The sequence below is a fragment of the Mediterraneibacter sp. 210702-DFI.3.120 genome (genome assembly GCF_020561005.1).
In the GTDB taxonomy this organism is placed as follows: Bacteria; Bacillota; Clostridia; order Lachnospirales; family Lachnospiraceae; genus Mediterraneibacter; species Mediterraneibacter faecis.
The window spans coordinates 190220-210535 of sequence record NZ_JAJCNG010000001.1 but is presented as its reverse complement, the minus strand read 5'-3'; the positions used below and the strand labels follow the sequence as shown (position 1 = coordinate 210535).

General features: G+C 41.7%; 18 protein-coding genes. All 18 read left to right on the top strand.

What is annotated here, in order from left to right:
• Positions 1-7: 7 nt before the first annotated feature.
• The 18 genes from LI162_RS01090 (at position 8) to LI162_RS01005 (ending at position 20238) form a co-directional block, all read left to right on the top strand.
• A complete protein-coding gene (locus tag LI162_RS01090) occupies positions 8-1324 on the top strand; it encodes an amidohydrolase (RefSeq protein ID WP_055146410.1) in 1317 nt (438 codons plus the stop codon).
• A gap of 116 nt (positions 1325-1440) precedes the next feature.
• Positions 1441-2838 (top strand): alanine/glycine:cation symporter family protein, encoded by a 1398-nt coding sequence (locus LI162_RS01085; RefSeq protein ID WP_015528322.1) that lies wholly within the window; start codon positions 1441-1443, stop codon positions 2836-2838.
• Positions 2839-3010: 172 nt separating this feature from the next.
• Positions 3011-4585, top strand: a complete 1575-nt coding sequence (locus LI162_RS01080; RefSeq protein WP_227155495.1) for an ABC transporter substrate-binding protein — start codon at positions 3011-3013, stop codon at positions 4583-4585.
• Entirely contained in the window at positions 4582-6270 is a 1689-nt protein-coding gene (locus LI162_RS01075; protein ID WP_227155493.1) for a dipeptide ABC transporter ATP-binding protein, read from the top strand. Before LI162_RS01080 ends, LI162_RS01075 begins: the two co-directional genes overlap by 4 nt.
• Complete coding sequence (locus LI162_RS01070) at positions 6251-7237, top strand: ABC transporter permease (RefSeq protein ID WP_227155575.1); 987 nt, start codon at positions 6251-6253, stop codon at positions 7235-7237. Before LI162_RS01075 ends, LI162_RS01070 begins: the two co-directional genes overlap by 20 nt.
• A 67-nt stretch (positions 7238-7304) precedes the next feature.
• Positions 7305-8132, top strand: a complete 828-nt coding sequence (locus LI162_RS01065) for an ABC transporter permease (protein ID WP_227155492.1) — start codon at positions 7305-7307, stop codon at positions 8130-8132.
• Positions 8133-8239: 107 nt separating this feature from the next.
• A complete protein-coding gene (gene yedF / locus LI162_RS01060) occupies positions 8240-8851 on the top strand; it encodes a sulfurtransferase-like selenium metabolism protein YedF (protein WP_155204149.1) in 612 nt (203 codons plus the stop codon).
• A 113-nt stretch (positions 8852-8964) separates the two neighbouring features.
• Positions 8965-10035: a selenide, water dikinase SelD gene (selD, locus tag LI162_RS01055; protein ID WP_081019605.1), complete on the top strand. Its 1071-nt coding sequence runs from the start codon at positions 8965-8967 to the stop codon at positions 10033-10035.
• Between the two features lie 93 nt (positions 10036-10128).
• A complete protein-coding gene (selA, locus tag LI162_RS01050; protein ID WP_227155490.1) occupies positions 10129-11676 on the top strand; it encodes an L-seryl-tRNA(Sec) selenium transferase in 1548 nt (515 codons plus the stop codon).
• A 36-nt stretch (positions 11677-11712) separates the two neighbouring features.
• Positions 11713-13659 (top strand): selenocysteine-specific translation elongation factor, encoded by a 1947-nt coding sequence (gene selB / locus LI162_RS01045; protein WP_227155488.1) that lies wholly within the window; start codon positions 11713-11715, stop codon positions 13657-13659.
• 11 nt (positions 13660-13670) lie between these two features.
• Positions 13671-14606, top strand: coding sequence for a selenium metabolism-associated LysR family transcriptional regulator (locus tag LI162_RS01040; protein ID WP_054751530.1), 936 nt, complete (start codon positions 13671-13673; stop codon positions 14604-14606).
• 151 nt (positions 14607-14757) lie between these two features.
• A complete protein-coding gene (locus LI162_RS01035; RefSeq protein ID WP_227155486.1) occupies positions 14758-15885 on the top strand; it encodes an aminotransferase class V-fold PLP-dependent enzyme in 1128 nt (375 codons plus the stop codon).
• 19 nt (positions 15886-15904) lie between these two features.
• Positions 15905-17002, top strand: a complete 1098-nt coding sequence (yedE, locus tag LI162_RS01030) for a YedE family putative selenium transporter (RefSeq protein ID WP_227155484.1) — start codon at positions 15905-15907, stop codon at positions 17000-17002.
• Between the two features lie 13 nt (positions 17003-17015).
• Complete coding sequence (locus LI162_RS01025) at positions 17016-17219, top strand: sulfurtransferase TusA family protein (RefSeq protein WP_117497832.1); 204 nt, start codon at positions 17016-17018, stop codon at positions 17217-17219.
• Positions 17220-17362: 143 nt separating this feature from the next.
• Entirely contained in the window at positions 17363-18124 is a 762-nt protein-coding gene (locus LI162_RS01020; RefSeq protein WP_227155482.1) for a threonine/serine exporter family protein, read from the top strand.
• A complete protein-coding gene (locus LI162_RS01015; RefSeq protein ID WP_020436431.1) occupies positions 18124-18570 on the top strand; it encodes a threonine/serine exporter family protein in 447 nt (148 codons plus the stop codon). Before LI162_RS01020 ends, LI162_RS01015 begins: the two co-directional genes overlap by 1 nt.
• Positions 18571-18807 carry a DUF3343 domain-containing protein gene (locus LI162_RS01010; protein WP_015528306.1) on the top strand — a complete coding sequence of 79 codons (237 nt, stop codon included), beginning with the start codon at positions 18571-18573 and terminating at the stop codon, positions 18805-18807.
• Between the two features lie 273 nt (positions 18808-19080).
• Positions 19081-20238 (top strand): FprA family A-type flavoprotein, encoded by a 1158-nt coding sequence (locus tag LI162_RS01005; protein ID WP_227155480.1) that lies wholly within the window; start codon positions 19081-19083, stop codon positions 20236-20238.
• Positions 20239-20316: the final 78 nt, after the last annotated feature.

Below are 20316 nucleotides of genomic sequence, written 5' to 3'. Positions count from 1 at the left end.
GATGAAAATGGATCAGACAGAAAAATTAATCCTAGAAGCAATAGATCGGCACAGAGATGAGATCATTGAATTTGCCAGAGATATATACGATCATGGAGAACTTGGATATAAAGAATTCAATACAGCAAAAAAATTCATAAAGAAGATGAAAGAATTAGGTCTGCGCACAGAAACCGGACTTGCAATTACAGGAACAAAAGCGTATTTAAATGAAGAAAAGAAAGATACAGCAAGCCTTGCACTTCTTGGAGAGCTTGATGCACTTAGGATTCCGGAGCATGCTCATGCGAATCCAGAGACAGATGCGGCACATTGCTGCGGACATCATGCACAGATGGCTGGAATCTTTGGTGCGGCACTGGCTCTTACAGTTCCGGAGATCGCGGAAAAACTGGATGGACAGGTGGTGTTTTTTGCAACACCGGCGGAAGAGTATGGTGAAATTGGATTCAAAAATGAGCTGCGCGCACAGGGAAAAATAAAATATGGCGGTGGAAAATGTGAGCTGCTTCGTATCGGCGCATTTGATGATATTGATCTTTGTATTACACATCACATTGCACCGGGGGATGACATCATAGTAGGAAGTGGAACCGGAAATGGATTTGTATCTAAAGTGATCCGTTGTTTAGGTAAGGCAGCCCATGCGGCAGGAACACCGGAACAAGGTGTAAATGCTCTGTCGGCGGCGTCACTTGGTCTGCAGGCACTCGGTCTGAATCGAGAGACATTCCGTGATGAGGATTGTGTCCGTGTCCATCCGATCATTACAAAGGGTGGCAACCTGGTAAATGTAGTGCCTGATGAAGTTGTAGTAGAGACATTGGTAAGAGCTAAAACAATCGAGGCATTTACAGATGCAGCGAAGAAAACAGACCGATCCTTTCACGCAGGAGCTACTGCAATGGGAGCGAAGGTTGAAATCACAACACTTCCGGGATATCTTCCGACACTTGCGGAAGAAGCACTCCCAGAATTAAAAAGAGCAGCAGAACTTTCTGCACCGGAAACAAATGTGATTGAGGCCTCGGGACATACGGGAGGATCAACAGATGTCGGTGATGTCCAGCACTTAATGCCTGTATATACATTTAATACAGGTGGTGTAAAGGGTGGACTCCATCAGGTAGAATTTGAAGTGACGGATGAGGAAGAAGCTTATATTGTCACTGCGAAGATGTTTGCACTTGGAGCCTATGGACTTTTGAAAGAAAAAGCAGCAAGAAGCAGAGAGCTTGTTAAAAATTATAAGCCGGTATTTGAAAATTCAGCAAAATATGCGGAGTTTATGGATCAGTTTGATTCGAAAGAAGTATTGGAATAATTCTATACATTTCCCCACTTTTATGGTATAATTTAAAAGTTATTTTAATGATTTATCGATTTAATGTGATGAACAGTCAACGTAATAATATCATAAGAGAAAGGAATTAGAGAAGTATGTTATCTACGATAGAATCAGTAAATAGTGCTGTGAATAACTTTATCTGGGGCGTTCCGGCTATGATCTGCATTATTGGAGTCGGGCTTTACTTAAGTATCCGGACCGGCTTCCTTCAGATCAGAAAATTTCCGTATGCGATGAAAGTGACGATCGGAAGAATGCTCCGCAAAAGAGATGCATCTGACGGTGCACTGACTCCGTTCCAGGCAGTTTGTACCGCATTGGCGGCGACGGTCGGAACCGGAAATATCGCTGGAGTCGCAGGAGCAATCGCAATCGGAGGGCCGGGCGCAGTGTTCTGGATGTGGATCTCAGCACTTCTTGGAATGTGTACAAAGTTTTCAGAAGTTACTCTTGCAGTTCATTTCCATGAGACGAATGCGGAAGGAGATCGTGTCGGTGGACCGATGTATTATATCAAAAATGGTCTGAAAAAGCATTGGCACTGGCTGGCTTATCTGTTCGCTGCATTCGGAGTTCTGACTGTATTCGGAACGGGAAATGCAACACAGGTGAATACAATTACAACAGCAATCGATTCTGCACTTTTTAATTATGGAATCATAGAAAAGGATTCTGTGGGAACATTAAATCTGATTATCGGAATTGTACTTGCTATCCTGATCGGCATGATCCTTCTTGGAGGAATTAAGAGAATTGGACAGGTTACAGAAAAGCTTGTTCCATTTATGGCAGCAATTTATGTAATTTTGGCACTTGGCGTTGTTGTTCTGAATTTCCAGAACATTCCGAGCGTATTTGGATCCATTTTCGAAGGCGCATTTTCACCGGCATCTGTGACCGGAGGCGCCGTGGGATCTTTCTTTATGAGTATGAAGAAAGGTGTTTCCAGAGGAATCTTCTCTAATGAGGCAGGACTTGGTACAGGTTCTATCGCGCATGCATGTGCTGATACAAAAAAACCTGTGAAACAGGGATTTTTCGGAATCTTCGAAGTATTTGTTGATACCATTGTAATCTGTACATTGACAGCACTCGTTATTCTGTGTAGCGGTGTTCCGGTTGGATATGGAGAGGCAGCAGGAGCAGAACTTACTATTCTTGGATTTACATCCACTTATGGAAACTGGGTATCTATCTTTACAGCGGTTGCAATGTGCTGCTTCGCATTTTCTACGATTATCGGATGGGGATTATATGGAACAAGATGTGTGGAATTTCTTCTTGGTACAAAAGCGAATAAGCCATTCATGGTACTCTATGCACTCGTTGCAATTGTAGGTGCTACAATGGAACTTGGATTGATGTGGAATATCGCAGAGACATTTAATGGTCTGATGGCAATCCCGAACCTGATTGCAGTATTCTTATTGTCAGGTGTAGTTGTAAAGCTTGTGAAAGAATACTTTGCGGGTGAAGGAAAAGAAAGTTAAAAATAAAACTAGATATAGAAGATTTAAAGCTCTGGTGTTTTTTGGAATCACCGGAGTTTTTTTAATCGAGCAATAAAAACATCTTATATCCCCCCACCTGGCTTGTGGGTTTATTCTGTTTCTTATACAATAAATTGCATTGAAAGAAAATAGACAGCATGAGGAGAAAACGATGAAACGAAGAAAACTATCACAGGTGATCGTGGTAACCTTAGCAGTCTGCACGTTGGCAGGTTGTGTACTTACAGGCTGTGGAAGCAAATCAGACAATGCAAATAAAGAGACTACACAAAGCGGGTCTACATTAATCTATGGAAGTAATGATTACACAAGGATCAATCCGGCTATTGATGAGCATGGAGAGATTAATCTGCTTCTGTTTGACGGTCTGACAGCACATGATGAGAATAATGAGGTGGTACCGGGACTGGCAGAATCATGGGAGCTGGATGACGCGACAAATACTTATACATTCCATCTTAGGGATGATGTAAATTGGCATGATGGAGAGAAATTTACAGCAGATGATGTTGAGTTTACGATCAAAGCAATCATGGATCCGGATAATGAATCAGAGATTGCTTCTAATTACGAGGATGTTACAGCAATCAATGTGATCGATGATAAGACGATTTCTTTTACACTTCGGGATAAGAATGTGGCATTTCTCGACTATATGACAATTGGTATCCTTCCGAAACACTTACTGGAAGGCAAGGATATGCAGACAGATGAATATTTCCATAATCCAATCGGAACGGGTCCGTATAAGATTCAGGAGTGGGATGAAGGACAGAGTATTACACTTGTAAAGAATGAGGATTATTATAAAGGAGCTCCGAAGATTGATACAATCGTGTTTAAGATTGTACCGGAAGATAATGCAAAGGCACTTCAGTTAAAATCCGGTGAGATCAATCTGGCAAAGGTGACACCGAAGGATGCACAGAATTTCACAGATGATGATACTTTTACAGTATATGATATGAAGACAGCAGATTACAGAGGTATCCTTTATAACTTTAATAATGAGTTCTGGCAGAGGAACAAAGATGCAATTCCGGCAATCAGCTATGCAATCGATCGTCAGAAGATGGTAGACAGTGTTCTTCTTGGAGAAGGAATTGTAGCTTATGGTCCGCTTCAGAGAAATAAATATAATAATGAAGATGTAGAGAAATACTCTTATGATCCGGCAAAAGCAAAAGAAGTGTTAGAAGCGGCTGGCTGGACATTGGGAGATGACGGAATCTATGAGAGAAACGGAGAGAAGCTTTCTTTTACAATCAATGTGATGGAAGGTGATCAGGTGCGCGCAGATCTTGCGGCTATCGCATGTCAGCAGCTGAAAGAAGTTGGAGTTGATGCAAAAGCACAGGTTCAGTCAGAAATCGACTGGGCAAATCAGGAAGCATTTTTGATCGGATGGGGAAGCCCGTTTGATGCTGATGACCATACATATAAAGTGTTTGGTACAGATAAAGGAAGTAATTACAGTGGATATTCCAATGAACAGGTAGACACTTATCTGACACAGGCAAGACAGACAAGTGATGAGAATGAGCGTAAAGAAGCATATGCAAAGTTTCAGGTTGCACTTGCAGAAGATCCGGCATATACATTCTTCTGTTATTGCGATGTAGATTATGTGACGAATAAGAAGATCCAGGGAATTACAAAGGATACAGTTCTTGGCCATCATGGTGTTGGAATTTTCTGGAATGTAGAGGATTGGACAATCGAATGAAAATAGAAGAAATACTGGCAGTGAAGCATTTGTCAGTTGAATTTCAAACTTCAGATGGAAAGAAACAAGTAGTAAAGGACGTCTCCTTGTCGTTAAGACAAGGGGAGGTCCTTGCTCTTGTTGGAGAGTCAGGATGTGGAAAGACTGTACTGTGCCGATCAATTTTGAAATTACTGCCAAAGAGTGCCTCTGTGACAGGCGAAGCCATTCAATATAAAGATCAGAACCTGATTGGATATAATGAAAAAGAGATGCAGCAGATCCGAGGACATGGAATCGCGATGGTCTTTCAGGATCCACAGAGTACGTTAAACCCGACGATGACAGTTGGAAGTCAGATGGAAGAGGCTATTTTGCTGCATGAAAAAGCTTTAAATCAGAAGAAAAGAGAGAAAGATTTCGAGAAAAATAAGAAGAAATCAGCAAAAGAGCGGGCAATCGAACTGATAAAGCTCGTTGGGATCAAAGACGCAGAGCAGCGTTATGATCTGTATCCGTATCATTTTTCAGGTGGAATGCGTCAGAGATGTGTGCTTGCAATAGCACTTGCCTCAAATCCAAAGCTTTTAATTGCGGATGAACCGACGACAGCTTTGGATGTGACGATCCAGGCAGAGATTCTGAAACTGTTGAAAAAATTACAGAAAGAATTGAATTTAAGTATTCTGTTTATCACACATGATCTCGGAGTTGTTGCTCAGATCGCAGACCGGGTTGCTGTAATGCAGGATGGAAATATCGTGGAATTGGAAGAAGCAAAACAGCTTTTCACAGCTCCAAAACATTCTTATACAAAGAAATTGCTTCATGATCATCCTTATTATATGCATAGAAATGAATCAAAATTAATAAGTGGATCAGAATTGCATGAAAAACTGGTAGAAATCTCACATTTGTCCTACTTCTATCCTTTAGATAGAAAAAGGGTGTTTCAAGCGGTGAAAGATGTGTCCTTTGAGATACGAAGAGACGAGATTTTTGGACTGGTAGGTGAGTCAGGCTCTGGAAAGTCAACGGTTGGAAAATGTCTGATGGGGATTCTAAGTCCGAAAGCAGAAACATTTTCTTATAATGGGATAAATCTTCTTGATAAAAAAGCAAAAAAGAAAAATGCGAGAAGACTGCAAAAAGAGCGGCAGATGATCTTTCAGGATTCAACATCTTCCTTAAACCAGAAAATGAAGGTAGAGAGAATCCTGGCGGAACCACTGGAAATCCATAAAATATTTTCTGACAGGAAAGAACAGCATGATTTTTTATGTGAAATGATGGAAGAAGTGGAATTGCAGGAAGAACAGCTTCACGTGTGGCCACCGGAGTTGTCAGGCGGACAAAGACAGAGAGTTGCAATCGCAAGAGCATTTGCAATGAAGCCGAAGCTCTTGATCGCAGATGAACCAATCGCTTCGTTGGATGTAACTACACAGGCACAGATGGTGAAGCTGTTTCGGCATTTACAAAGAGAACATGACTGTGCAATCCTTTTTATTGCGCATGATCTTTCAATGGTGCGTCTGTTGTGCGACCGTGTCGGAGTGATGAAGGATGGAAAACTTGTGGAGATAGGAGAAACCGAGCAGGTGTTTGAACATCCGCAGCATTTATATACGAAGAAACTTCTGGAGGCGATTCCGATTCCGGAGATTTCAGGAGAGGAGCAGAGTGATGAAGAAACAATGGCTTAGAAAAATCGGACTGATCTTGCTATCTGTTTTTGTGCTCTCACTTCTTGTGTTTGTAATGTCGCGGTTGGCACCCGGGGATCCGCTGGTTTCTTATTATGGAGAACGTGCGGAGAGAATGTCGGTGGAAGAACATGAGCATGCAATGGAACGACTTGGATTAAACGAACCCATCCCTGTTCAGTATGTGAAATGGCTTGGAAATGCTCTTCAGGGGGAGTTTGGAATCTCTTATAAATATAAACAAGATGTTCTTACAGTAATCGAGGGACGTTTAGTCAATACATTATTGCTTGGCGGAATTGGTTTTATCCTGACATTTGGACTGGCACTTTTGCTTGGAATTTTCTGTGTGTATTATGAAAATCAGCTTCCAGACCGGATTTTGCGTAAGGTGGGAACAATCACAAGCTGTATTCCGGAATTCTGGTTGTCACTTATATTGATTTTGATTTTTAGTGTGAATCTAAAGCTCCTTCCGGGAAGTGGGGCATATGATCTTGGCCAATCGGCAAATCTGTTGAGCAGATTGATGCATCTGATTCTTCCGCTGACAGTTGTTGTGCTGAGCCACCTTTGGTATTATGCGTATTTGATCCGTAACCGATTGTTGGAAGAAACTAGAAAAGACTATGTTTTACTGGCAAAGGCAAAAGGAATGTCACGAAAAAGAGTATTGTTCTTTCACTGTGTGAAAAATATTATGCCATCGTTCATCAGTCTGATGGCAATTTCACTTCAGCATGTGATCGAAGGGACGTATATCGTGGAAATGGTATTTTCCTATCCGGGAATCGGAACGCTTTCTTTTGAAAGTGCAAAATATCATGACTATAATATGCTGATGGTGCTTTGCGTATTTACCGGTATTTTTGTTATTGCAGGAAATGTGATCGGACAGTCTGTCAGTGAATGGATCGATCCAAGAATGAAAGAACTTAAAATGACAGGAAAGGCAAGTCAAATATAAGGTGGAGAAGATGAGAAAAGCTGAGAAGAATAATAGTTCATCCGAAAATAGAATAAGGACATTCAAAATGAATGATTTTGGAAAAAACAAGTCTTCTGTAATTGCCGGAAGTATTCTTGCAGTCATCATATTTGCCTGTGTTTTCTGTCGTTTCTTTATGACGAAAGACCCTACATACATGGATCTGGAGAACTGCAACATTTCACCGAATAAAGAGTTCTTTTTTGGAACGGATACGATGGGAAGAGATATTTTTTCAATGATTTTATACGGTGGTAGAATCTCGTTGTTTATCGGGTTGATATCCACCGTGTTATCGACTACGATTGCGGTGATCTACGGATCCTTCAGTGGAATCGCACCGGAGTGGATTGATGAACTGATGATGCGTTTTACAGAAATTTTATTGAGTATTCCTTCCATTCTGTTAATTATCTTTCTTCAGGCACTGGCAGGAAAGAACTCAGTTGTTGCAATCACCGTAGTGATTGGGTTTACCAGTTGGATGAATATTGCAAAAATGGTACGCACTGAGGTACGACAGCTCCGTGAGAGTGAATATCTGATTGCTGCAAAATGTATGGGTGGAAGTTTCTGGCATATTTTACGTGTGCATTTGCTGCCGAATTTTGTTTCATCGATTATGTTTATGGTCGTGATGAACATCAGAAGTGCAATCATAGCAGAGTCAACATTGAGCTTTCTTGGGATTGGTCTTCCGATGGAAATCATTTCCTGGGGGAGTATGCTCTCGCTTTCTGAAAAGGCATTGATGACAAACTCCTGGTGGATCATTCTGATTCCGGGAATCGTGCTTGTAATCACATTACTGTGTATTACGGAACTGGGAGAAGCTTTGCGTAAAAATGTGAATCAGAAAGAAGGCAATTTATAGAAAATTTCTATAGAAAAGTTTGATAACCCATAGTAAAAATGTTATACTGAAAAACAGAAGCCTGGAGGTTAAAATACCTGAACGAATAGGTAAAGGAGAGCGATAGAATGGTAACAGTAAATGCTATGGGAGACAAATGCCCACTTCCGGTAATTAAGACAAAGAAAGCATTAGATGCTTTGACAGCTCCGGAGACAATAGAAGTTCTCGTTGATAATGAGACAGCAGTGGCTAATGTGACAAAGATGGCACAGAGTACAGGCGCAACAGTAACACAGGAGAAGCTTGGAGAGGATGAATATAAAGTGACAATCCAGGCGCTTGCAGGAGAAGGAACTCAGACAGCACCGGCGGGTGCGGTTTGCGATTGTGTTCCGACAGGGGATACGGTAGTTGTGATTTCTTCTGACAAGATGGGAAGTGGAAATGATGAGCTCGGAAAAGTGCTGATCAAAGGTTGCATCTTTGCAATCACACAGCTTGATGAGCTTCCAAAGAAGATGATCTTCTACAACGGTGGCGCTAAGATCACATGTGAAGGATCTGACTCTCTGGAGGATCTGAAGAATCTGGAAAGCCAGGGCGTTGAGATTGTGACTTGCGGAACATGTCTGGATTATTATGGAATGAAAGACAAGCTTGCAGTAGGAACAGTTACAAATATGTATGACATTGTCGAGTCTATGAATAATGCAGGTAAGATTGTGAAACCTTGTTAGAAACATAGGAACAGTTACAGTAATTTGAAAATGTGATGGAAAAGCTGCTGCAACAGCTTTTTCGTATACCGAGGGAATTATTTTGAAAAAATATTCGAAAGGAAGTGGGCGAAATGAGTAAGGGACTCAAAGAGATTCATCTGACACAGATGACAAAGACAGCTGGTTGAGCGGCCAAAATCGGTCCTGAGACCCTTGCCCAGGTTCTGGGTAAGCTGCCTAAATTTTCCGATGAGCGTCTGCTTGTCGGTGTTGAGACATCAGATGATGCCGCAATTTATAAAATATCGGATGAGACTGCCATGATACAGACACTGGATTTCTTCACACCGGTTGTGGACGATCCGTATCTGTTCGGACAGATTGCAGCGGCGAACTCCTTAAGCGATGTATATGCAATGGGAGGAGAGCCGAAGGTTGCATTGAATATTGTATGTTTTCCAAATTGTCTGGATCCGGAGATCTTAGGGGAGATCTTGCGAGGCGGAGCAGACAAGGTGTTAGAAGCAGGAGCCGTTCTGGTCGGAGGTCATTCGGTGCAGGATGATGAACCGAAATACGGACTCTCGGTAACAGGCTTCGTTCACCCGGATAAGATTTATAAGAATTACGGGTGTCAGCCGGGAGATGTGCTGGTTCTGACCAAACAGCTTGGAAGTGGTATTGTGAATACAACAGTGAAAGCACAGATGGCTTCCGAAGCAGCCGCAGATGAAGCTGCGAAAGTAATGGCTTCATTGAATCAGAGAGCGAAAAGAGCAATTGAGAAACACACGATCCACGCATGTACAGATGTGACGGGATTTGGATTGCTAGGACATTGTACAGAGATGGCTGAGGCAAGTGACATGACTCTGGAATTATATCCGGAGCAGATTGAATATATGACAGAAGCGATTGCATATGCAAGGATGGGACTCGTTCCGGCAGGAGCATATAAGAACCGGGAGTTTGCAGCAGAAGGACTGGATGCAGGAGATATAGAAGAGGTCTATTTAGATCTGATCAGCGATCCGCAGACTTCAGGAGGACTTCTTGTCAGTGTCCCAAGAGAAGAATTAGATTGTCTGTTAGCAGACTTTGAGGCAGTGGGAATGGAAACGAAAGTTTCAGTTGTAGGCTGCGTCAAAGAGCGGCAGGAAAAACTCATCCAACTAAAAAAAGGAAAAATGGAAATGCTGTAAGAGATTTCTTGTTACTGTTCACAGTGCTCTGTGAGCAGTAACGGTTTCTTGCGGCATTTCGCTGTAGAAAGAGAAAATAAGGAGCAGCAGTAGTTGGAACAGTTAGATCAGAATAAGAAAAGAGAAAATTTACAGAAAGAAAAGAATCAGATCTTCCGCCTGCTTCCGCGAGTAGATGACTTGATGAAGAAAGAAAATGTTCAGAGACTGGCAGAGAAAGAAGGATATGAGCGTGTTCTCGGAGCAGTCAGAGATTCTGTGGAGAATCTGAGAAATGAAATCTCACAAGGAATCAAAAAGGGAATCAGTGAGCATGAAGCAAAAGAAATGATTCAGAAATTTCTGTATGAGATAGAATCAAGTTCAAAGAAATCAGAAGTGAACCATCTTTTGGAACAAGAACAGAAAAAGGAGATCCAACCAGTTTATAACGGAACAGGAGTAATCCTTCATACAGGGCTTGGACGTGCAACGCTTAGTTATGAGATTGCGGAAAAACTGAAAGCAGTTGCAGAGAATTATTCCAGTCTGGAATATGATTTACAGACTGGAAAACGTGGAAACAGGACCGGATATGCAGAAGAATTGCTTTGTCAGATCACGGGAGCAGAAGCGGCAATTGTTGTGAATAACAATGCCGGAGCTGTACTTCTTGCCCTGAGTGCATTGACAAAAGGAGGAGAAGTGATTGTCTCCAGAGGAGAACTTGTTGAAATCGGCGGGAAATTCCGTATTCCGGAAGTTCTTGAATTAAGCGGTGCTATTTTGAAAGAAGTCGGGACAACCAATCGTACAAGGATAGAAGATTATAGAGCAGCAGTCAGTGAAAAGACGAAAGCATTTTTGAAAGTCCACACAAGTAATTACAGAATTGTCGGGTTTACAGAATCGGTAAGTGCAGAAGAATTGTATGAATTAAGTACTGGTCTGATAGAGTGTACGCAGGAATTGACGCCTGAAAATTTCGAGAATCATACGGAACGAAGCGGAATTCCAGTGATTGAAGATCTGGGCAGTGGTGTACTTATAAATCTGGAGGAATATGGTTTATCCAAAGAACCAACCGTACAGGAAGAAGTAAAGGCCGGTGCAGATGTTGTTTGTTTTAGTGGTGATAAACTATTTGGTGGAGCACAGGCCGGAGTCCTTGTAGGAAAGAAAAAATATATTGATCAGATGCGTAATCATCCATTGCTTCGGGCTCTTCGAGCAGATAAATTTACAATGACAGCAATAGAAGAAGTGTTGAAATGTTATCTGGATCAGAAAGAAGCGGTTCAAAAGATTCCAACACTGAGAATGCTGACAAGACCTGTGGAGGAAATAAAAGAGAAAGCAATGGTTTGTGCTGATAGATGGAATCAAGAGGGAGCGTCCGTTCAGATTCAAGTGGAAAAATGTATTTCTAAGGCTGGTGGCGGTGCACTTCCCGAAACAGAGATTCCAAGTTATGGAGTAGCATTGGAATCAACTGAGATCACCGTTGAAGAAATAGAAAGCAGGATGAGAAATCTTTTAGTTCCGGTAATTGGAAGAATAAAGGAAGGGCGTTTCCTTTTGGATATGAGAACTTTCTCGGAAGAAGGAATCGAATATCTGGCGACACAGATCAGACATGTTATGGAAAGAAAGCATAACTAAGAAAGAAAAACAGCATTAAGAAAGGGACTGCATTAGATGGAAAGACATGTGATCATCGGAACTGCCGGACATATCGATCATGGTAAGACGACACTGATCAAGGCATTAACGGGAAGAGATACAGACCGTCTGAAAGAAGAGAAAGCACGTGGAATCACAATTGATCTAGGGTTTACATGGATGGATTTGACAGACGGAGAGCGTGTCGGAATCATTGATGTTCCCGGGCATGAGAAATTTATCTCTAATATGACTGCAGGTGTGGTAGGAATGGACCTTGTTCTTCTTGTAATTGCAGCAGATGAGGGGATTATGCCACAGACAAGGGAACATCTGGCAATTTTACGCCTTCTGGGTGTTGAGAATATCCTTGTTGTTTTGAATAAATGTGACCTTGTGGATGAGGAATGGCTGGAGATGGTAGAACAGCAGATCTGTGAAGAAATGCAACAGTTGCTTACAGTAGGTCAGAGAAATGATCAGGTAGAAGATAAGCTGGAATATAATGTGGACATTGTACGTGTTTCAGCAAAATCAGGAGCTGGAATAGAAGAATTAAGAAGTCAAATCCTGAAATGTGTAAAAAAGCAGAAAGAAATGTGGAAAATCCCTGCATTTCCAAGACTTCCTGTGGACAGAGTATTTTCAATTAAAGGAAGCGGAACAGTTGTGACGGGAACACTTCTTGACGGGAAAATTCATTCGGGAGATCGGGTGATGATCTATCCACAACAAACTTCGTGCAGAGTTCGTGGAGTTCAGGTGCATGAGCAGGAGGCAGAAGCTTGTGAAGCAGGTCAGCGAAGCGCACTGAACCTGGTTCAGACAGACCGAAGACAGAGCAGTGATGGGAAGTTTGTGTATCGAGGAAATGTGATCGCACCGGAAGGAAGTATGAAAGTCAGCCGCTATGTGAATGCAAAACTGACACTTCTTCCACAAAGTAAAAGAAGTATTGAACATCAGACTCGATTACATTTTTATAGCGGAACAACAGAAGTTCTGTGCAGAGCAGTTCCGTTGTCCTGTGAGAAAATTGAGCCGGGGGAATCAGCCTATGTCCAATTAAGGTTAGAAGAACCTGCTGCGTTTTGTCCAGGGGACAGGTTTATTGTCCGATTTTATTCACCACTCGAGACAATCGGTGGAGGAATTATCCTTGAAATGGGAGAAAAAAAAGAGCGAAAATATCATGATGGGGTTTTACAAAGACTGGAACTGTTGGAAAACAATCTTTGGAATCAAGAAAATAAGTGTTCAAAGGAAATCCCAGACCAAGAAAAGAGCCTGCAGGAACAGATTTCTTTAGAAAAGAGAATTATGGATGAATTGGAAAGCTGGTTGTCTGCTCATCCATATCGAAGAGGAATGCCAAAGACAGTTCTTTTCAATCAGATCAGCAAAGGGAAAAAGGAACAGAATCGGGAAATTCAGAAATGTCTTATACTATTGGAGGAACATGGAAATGTCGGTTGTATAAGGTTGCAACAGGAAAATTCTAGTATAGAGCTGATTTCTCCGGAGGGATATAAAGTAAAAGAGACGGAAGAAGTTTCTAAATTAAGAGAAATCTTTGCCAGTCAATCAGATGAGAATAAAGTTTTCTTTTTGAACAAAGTGGAATTGGAAACATTTTTTGAGTCAGCAAGAAAAACGAAAAAGAAAAGTGGAATACAAAGTCAGGATGAATTGATGGAAATTCTGAATTATATGCAGGAAGAAAACGAAATTACAGAGGTTTGTGAGAGTGTTTATACAACAACAGCGATTACGTTTAAAATTAGAACAGAAGTAAGCCGTATGTTATCTGTATCTAAAGTGATTACACTGAGTCAGGTGAAAGAAGTATTTCAGACAAGCAGAAAAAATGCCAGATTGATTTTTGAATATACAGATCGAATCGGATTTACAGCAAAAGAAGGTGCACAGACAGAACGCTCCGCAGGAAATAAATTGCAAAGAGAACAAATCAGAGGAAAGTAAGGGGAGAGTGAATGAACTTAAAACAACTGGAAGCGTTTGTGAAAGTAGCAGAAACAAAAAGTTTTTCGGAAGCGGCAAAGCAGTTATTCCTTACGCAGCCAACTATCAGTGCACATGTGTCTGCATTAGAAAAAGAACTGAATACCTGTTTTCTTATAAGAAATACAAGAGGAGTTGAGCTGTCAGAGAGTGGAAAAGAGCTTTATGCTTATGCGGTACAAATGCTTGAAATCGAAAAGACAATAAAAGGACGGTTTGGAAAAGAAATAAAACCGGAGGGAAATGTACTTCGTATTGGTGCTTCAACCGTACCGGCGCAATATATTCTTCCAAATGTAATGTCTACATTTCATGCAGAATATCCTGGTGAAAAATTGAAGCTTTTTGAGACAGACAGTAAAGGAGTTATCGATATGATTCTTTCCCATCATATTGATATTGGATTTACAGGAACCGTGATTGAGAAAGGAAACTGTAAATATCTTCCATTTTATGAAGACGAATTAGTTGTGCTTACTCCGGCAAATGAGAAATTTGTTGAAAAGCTTTGTGGTGGACAAATATTGGCGGATTGGATCATGGACGAGCCGGTGATCTTAAGAGAAGAAGGATCCGGAACAAAGAAAGAAGCAGAAAAAATGCTGGCAGAACAAGGGATTGATATGAAGAAACTGAAGCTTGCAGCATTGATGGAGAATCAGGAGACAATCAAAAGATCTGTAAGTAAAGGGATGGGAGTTACGATTTTGTCTAAACTTGCGGCAGAAGAGGAATTGAAAAATGGAACACTTCTGGCTTTTCCACTGGGCAGTCAAGGTGGAAAGAGAATGATCAACCTTGTCTATGATGCAGAATATCCGTTGCTTCCGGCAGCAGAGCGTTTTATAAAGATGATAAAGAGAATGTATTTGAAGAAAGAAAATACAGGGATAGGTGAATGCAAATAACACACCCTATTTATAGAAAAAGCCTATAAATAGGGCAGATCCATTACGGATTCCTATTAGACGGAAACAGAAAAGAGAAGTATACTATAACTAGTGATTTGTATCTGAAAAGTAAACGATATAAACACATACAGAAAGGAAGAGAAGCCCTATGATCTACATGGATAATGCGGCAACTACATTGCAGAAACCGGAAGAAGTAAAAGAGGCGATTCTCTATGCTCTCGAGCATATGGGAAATGCAGGGAGAGGCGGAACAGAAGCTGCACTCGATGCTTCGAGAAGTATCTATGCAGTAAGGGAAAAGCTTGCAGATTTTTTCAATGCAGAAAGTCCGACAAGAATTGCATTTACTGCAAATTCTACAGAGAGTCTTAATATTGCATTAAAAGGTTTATTTCAACCGGGCGATCATGTGATCACAACAGTGCTGGAACATAATTCAGTATTGCGTCCGCTGTATTGGTGTCAGGAACAGGGAGTAGAGCTTACAATTCTAAACTGTGACGAAAAGGGAAATCTGTCATATGAAGAGATGGAGAATGCAGTGCGGGAAAAGACAAAAGCAATTGTGTGTACGCATGCTTCGAATCTGACAGGAAATATGATCAATCTGAAACGGGTAGGACAGATTGCATCGAAAAAGCATATTTTGTTTGTTGTGGATGCTTCTCAGACAGCAGGTGTTTATCCAATTGATGTGCAGGAACTTGGGGTTGATGTATTGTGCTTCACAGGACATAAAGGTCTGCTTGGACCGCAGGGAACCGGAGGGCTTTATGTTAGGGAAGGTGTGGAAATTCGTCCGCTTCTGTGTGGAGGAAGTGGCGTGGATACTTATAACATGCATCATCCGTCCCAGATGCCGACGGCACTTGAGGCCGGAACTCTTAATGGGCATGGGATTGCAGGACTTGGCGCAGCGATTGATTATCTGAACCGTACAGGAATTGATGTGATCCGTGAGAAAGAACTTCATCTGATGCGCAGGTTTTATGATGGGATTTCTCAGATCCCGGATGTGAAGGTCTATGGAGATTTTACAGCAGAGGAAAGAGCTCCGATCGTGACTTTCAATCTGGGAGATTATGACTCTTCTGAAGTCAGTGATGAATTAAATGAAGTTTATGGGATTGCGACCAGACCGGGAGCACATTGTGCACCACTGATGCACAAAGCACTCGGTACAGTAGAACAGGGAGCTGTCCGATTCAGTTTTTCTCATTACAATACAGAAGAAGAGGTCGATTTTGCAATTCGTGCAATAAAAGAGTTGTAGAGAAAGAGAGGAAAAGGAAATGAATTTGTTTGATTCAAAGAAGAAACTGGGAATCGCCGGTGTTGTAATGGGTCTGGTGGCAGCAACACTTGCTTATTTTGGTAACCCAGCGAACATGGCAATCTGTATTGCGTGTTTTGTACGTGATACAGCAGGAGCACTTGGACTTCATTCCGCAGAACCGGTACAGTATGCAAGACCGGAAATCATCGGAATCGTCCTCGGTGCATTTATTATTTCAATTGCGACAAAAGAATATCGTGCAACAGCAGGATCTTCCACAATCGTACGTTTTGTACTCGGAATGATTCTTGTGATCGGAGCACTTGTATTCCTTGGATGTCCGCTTCGTATGGTGATACGTATGTCAGCCGGAGATCTGAATGCATGGGTAGCACTGATCGGATTTGCTCTTGGTGTTGCTACAGGCGTGTTTGCACTGAAGAAAGGTTTCAGCCTTGGACGTGCACATGTGACAAATAAAGTGAGCGGAAGTGTACTTCCACTTCTTATGATCGGAGTACTTGTACTTGCACTTGGAACAAATCTTTTAAAGAGTAGTACAGCAGGTCCGGGAAGTATGCATGCACCAATCATTATTTCTCTGATCGGTGGACTTCTCTTTGGAGCATTTGCTCAGAAATCAAGAATGTGTTTCGCAGGAAGTATCCGTGATATCATTCTTATGAAGAACTTTGACCTGATCACAATCATTGTAGGATTCTTCGCAGTTATGCTTGTATACAATGTTGCAACAGGACATTTTGTTCTTGCATTCAATACACCTGGAGTGATTGCTCACTCCCAGCACCTGTGGAGTATTCTTGGAATGTATGCAGTAGGATTTGCAGCAGTTCTCGCAGGAGGATGCCCGCTGCGTCAGCTTGTACTTGCAGGTCAGGGTTCATCTGATGCAGGTGTAACAGTGATCGGTATGTTCGCAGGTGGAGCACTTGCACACAACCTCGGTCTGGCAGCAAGTGGAACAGCACTGAATGCTGAGACAGGTGAGATCGTAGCCGGAGCTGTTCCGCCAGCAGGTAAGATCGCAGCAATTATTTGTATTATTGTATGTTTTGTAATCGCATTTACAAACAAGAGAAGCGAAGCAAAATAAGGAGAAAATAGTTATGAGAGAAGTAGATGCAAGAGGATTATCTTGTCCAGAACCATTGATGCTGACAGCAGAAGCGATTAAAAGTGACAGTAGTCCGGTAAAGGTTCTTGTGACAGAACCACATCAGAAAACAAATGTGGAGAAATTTGCAAAGGATCACGGAAAGAAAACAACAGTAGAAGAAATCGAAGATGGATTTGCTGTTGTGATCGAGTAAAATGAAATAGTAAAAAGCCCTGCTCCCTTTACTGAATGTGAATTTGGTAAAGGGAGCATTTTAGTAATGAAAAATGTTTTCTATTTGTCTGGTTTCGGTTATAATAAGAGAGTTGAGAAAAAGGAAAGTGTGAGGATAACAGCATGTATATTTCAACAAAATATCTGCATGTATTTCTTGATATCGGAGATGCGCTGCTTTCAAGCGGGGCGGAGATATTTCGTGTAGAAGATACATTGAACCGTATGGGATATGCATGCGGTGCAACACAGATGAATGTGTTCGTGATCACATCGAGTATTGTTATTACAATGGAATTTCCAGAAGAAAATGTACGAACTCAGACAAGGAGAATCCGAAAGACCGGAGGAAATGATTTCGAGAAGCTGGAGAAATTGAACAATCTGAGCAGACAGTTTTGCCAGAATCCTATGTCTCCTGAAGAACTCAGGGAAGTCTTCAATCAGATTGACAAAGTTGTTCCGACACAGACAGGAAAACTCGCAGGGAGTATTCTGGCAGCTTTTAGTTTTGCGCTTTTCTATGGAGGAAATCTTTGGGATGCATTACTGGCCGGATTAGCAGGCATCTTAATCTGGGGGGCACAGAGACATATAAGAAAGTATTGCATGAATGAAGTGACGTTTCAATTTGTGGCATCATTTCTTACGGGATGTTTTATTTGTGTTATGGCGAGGCTTTTTCCGGCTCTGCACGTGGATAAGATTATGATTGGTGATATTATGTTATTGATCCCGGGATTGATGGCAACCAATGCAATTCGTGATATATTGATTGGAGATACGATATCTGGGGTTATGCGTTTTATAGAGGCAATGCTTCTTGCAGCAGTGCTTGCACTTGGATTTATCGGAGCAATATTTCTGATTGGGAGGATTGGTTGATGACGTATATTGTTCAATTATTTACAGGTGCAGCAGGTTCGGTTGCATTTGGCATATTGTTTCATATGAAGAAGAAACACCTTCCATTGGCGGCACTTGGCGGTTTTCTGGGCTGGCTGTTATTTATCATCTGCAGAGGATTCTGGGGAGGTGTGTTCTTCCCGACATTGGCAGCAGCTTTTGGAATCGACTTATATGCGGAGATACTTGCGCGTAGTTGCAGGAGTACTTCGACTTCATTTTTTGTAACATCGGTGATTCCACTGATTCCAGGAAGCACGCTTTATTATTGTATGAGAAGTGTTGTTGAAGGAAATTTACATCAGGCATGGAATTATGGACGAGATACATTTTTATATGCATTGGGGATTGCGGCAGGTATGAGTATTGCCTGGGCAATCTGTGATTTTTTAAGAAAGATAAGAGGAAAACAGGAGATCTCATAAATGAGAAAGAAAGAATTAAAACTTGTGGTGACATTTCACACAACTGCGGATGCGATGGCGATGGAAAAAGCGTGCAAGGCAGAGGAGGTACCGGGCAGACTGATTCCGGTGCCAAGAGTAATCTCGGCCGGTTGTGGACTTGCCTGGGCGGCACCGCTTGAGGCGGTAGAACAGATCAAGCATGTAATGCAGGAAAAGGGGATTGAGAGAGAAGAACTTCATGAGTGCATGGTCTAATCTTTGGATTCAAGGCAAAATGCGCATAATCTGTGTTGAACAGTGGAGCGATAGATATGGAAGTGAAAAGTAATCATGTTTCCAAAAAAGAAACGAGAATATGAGAATGAACGTTGATTCTGAGGGCGGTTTGCGCTATACTCTATTCAGTAATAAAAGAAAAAAGGTTACTGTTCACACGAGAGTGTACAGTAACGAAAAAAGTGCTGCTCACAGATCAGTGGGAGCGGTAATGAAAAGACTGCTGATAGTTCGGCAGAGAAGGAGCATAATATGAGAATTACAGATGACATTTTATATGTAGGTGTAAATGATCACAACATTGATTTATTCGAGGGTCAGTATATCGTGCCGAATGGCATGGCTTACAATTCCTATGTGATCAATGATGAGAAAATTGCGGTTATGGATACAGTGGATGCAGCTTTTGGCGATGAGTGGCTGAAGAATATTGCAGATGTATTGAATGGAGCAACACCTGATTACCTGATCATTCAGCACATGGAGCCGGATCATTCAGCAAATATTCAGAAATTTCTGGAAGTATATCCGAATATAAAGGTGGTTGGAAATGCAAAGACATTTACAATGATCGGAAACTTCTTCCGTGACCTGAAACTTGCAGACGAGAACAAGCTGGAAGTGAAGAATAAAGATACACTGACACTTGGAAAACATGAGCTTACATTTGTATTTGCACCGATGGTACATTGGCCGGAGGTAATGGTAACATACGATAGCAAGGATAAGGTTCTTTTCTCTGCGGATGGATTCGGTAAGTTCGGAGCGCTTGATGTAGAGGAAGACTGGGATTGCGAAGCACGCCGTTACTATATCGGAATTGTTGGAAAATACGGAGCACAGGTTCAGAATCTTTTGAAGGTTGCAGCAACACTGGATATTCAGACAATCTGCCCGCTGCATGGACCGGTTCTTACAGAGAATCTGGAGCACTACATTGGACAGTATAATACATGGTCTTCTTATGGAACAGAATCTGAAGGTGTTATGATCGCGTACACATCTGTTTATGGAAATACAAAGAAGGCAGTTGAACTTCTTGCTGAGAAGCTGAAAGAAAAAGGATGCCCTAAGGTCGTAGTAACAGACCTTGCCCGTGAGGATATGGCAGAGGCTGTAGAAGATGCGTTCCGTTACGGTAAGATCGTTCTTGCTTCAACAACTTATAACGGAGATGTATTCCCGCTCATGAAGACATTTATCGAGCACTTGACAGAGCGTAACTATCAGAATAAGACAATTGGTCTGATTGAGAACGGATCCTGGGCTTCTATGGCTGGTAAAGTGATGAGAGGCATGTTTGAGAAGAGCAAGAATATCACATGGCTTGAGACTTCAGTAAAGATTATGTCTTCTATGGATGAGCAGAATAAAGCGGACATCGAGAAGATGGCAGAGGAACTGATGTAAGCAATTGTGATTTACAGGAAAGAAAGATTCTGTTAGGATAGAATCAGATGGCGGAGCGGATGACCAGATATCAGCTGG

What these genes read in the sequence shown, in the direction of transcription:
- LI162_RS01090 (WP_055146410.1), top strand. Translation starts at nt 8, where the DNA reads ATGGATCAGACAGAAAAATTAATCCTAGAAGCAATAGATCGGCACAGA.
- LI162_RS01085 (WP_015528322.1), top strand. Translation starts at nt 1,441, where the DNA reads ATGTTATCTACGATAGAATCAGTAAATAGTGCTGTGAATAACTTTATC.
- LI162_RS01080 (WP_227155495.1), top strand. Translation starts at nt 3,011, where the DNA reads ATGAAACGAAGAAAACTATCACAGGTGATCGTGGTAACCTTAGCAGTC.
- LI162_RS01075 (WP_227155493.1), top strand. Translation starts at nt 4,582, where the DNA reads ATGAAAATAGAAGAAATACTGGCAGTGAAGCATTTGTCAGTTGAATTT.
- LI162_RS01070 (WP_227155575.1), top strand. Translation starts at nt 6,251, where the DNA reads ATGAAGAAACAATGGCTTAGAAAAATCGGACTGATCTTGCTATCTGTT.
- LI162_RS01065 (WP_227155492.1), top strand. Translation starts at nt 7,305, where the DNA reads ATGAATGATTTTGGAAAAAACAAGTCTTCTGTAATTGCCGGAAGTATT.
- yedF (WP_155204149.1), top strand. Translation starts at nt 8,240, where the DNA reads ATGGTAACAGTAAATGCTATGGGAGACAAATGCCCACTTCCGGTAATT.
- selB (WP_227155488.1), top strand. Translation starts at nt 11,713, where the DNA reads ATGGAAAGACATGTGATCATCGGAACTGCCGGACATATCGATCATGGT.
- LI162_RS01040 (WP_054751530.1), top strand. Translation starts at nt 13,671, where the DNA reads ATGAACTTAAAACAACTGGAAGCGTTTGTGAAAGTAGCAGAAACAAAA.
- LI162_RS01035 (WP_227155486.1), top strand. Translation starts at nt 14,758, where the DNA reads ATGATCTACATGGATAATGCGGCAACTACATTGCAGAAACCGGAAGAA.
- yedE (WP_227155484.1), top strand. Translation starts at nt 15,905, where the DNA reads ATGAATTTGTTTGATTCAAAGAAGAAACTGGGAATCGCCGGTGTTGTA.
- LI162_RS01025 (WP_117497832.1), top strand. Translation starts at nt 17,016, where the DNA reads ATGAGAGAAGTAGATGCAAGAGGATTATCTTGTCCAGAACCATTGATG.
- LI162_RS01020 (WP_227155482.1), top strand. Translation starts at nt 17,363, where the DNA reads ATGTATATTTCAACAAAATATCTGCATGTATTTCTTGATATCGGAGAT.
- LI162_RS01015 (WP_020436431.1), top strand. Translation starts at nt 18,124, where the DNA reads ATGACGTATATTGTTCAATTATTTACAGGTGCAGCAGGTTCGGTTGCA.
- LI162_RS01010 (WP_015528306.1), top strand. Translation starts at nt 18,571, where the DNA reads ATGAGAAAGAAAGAATTAAAACTTGTGGTGACATTTCACACAACTGCG.
- LI162_RS01005 (WP_227155480.1), top strand. Translation starts at nt 19,081, where the DNA reads ATGAGAATTACAGATGACATTTTATATGTAGGTGTAAATGATCACAAC.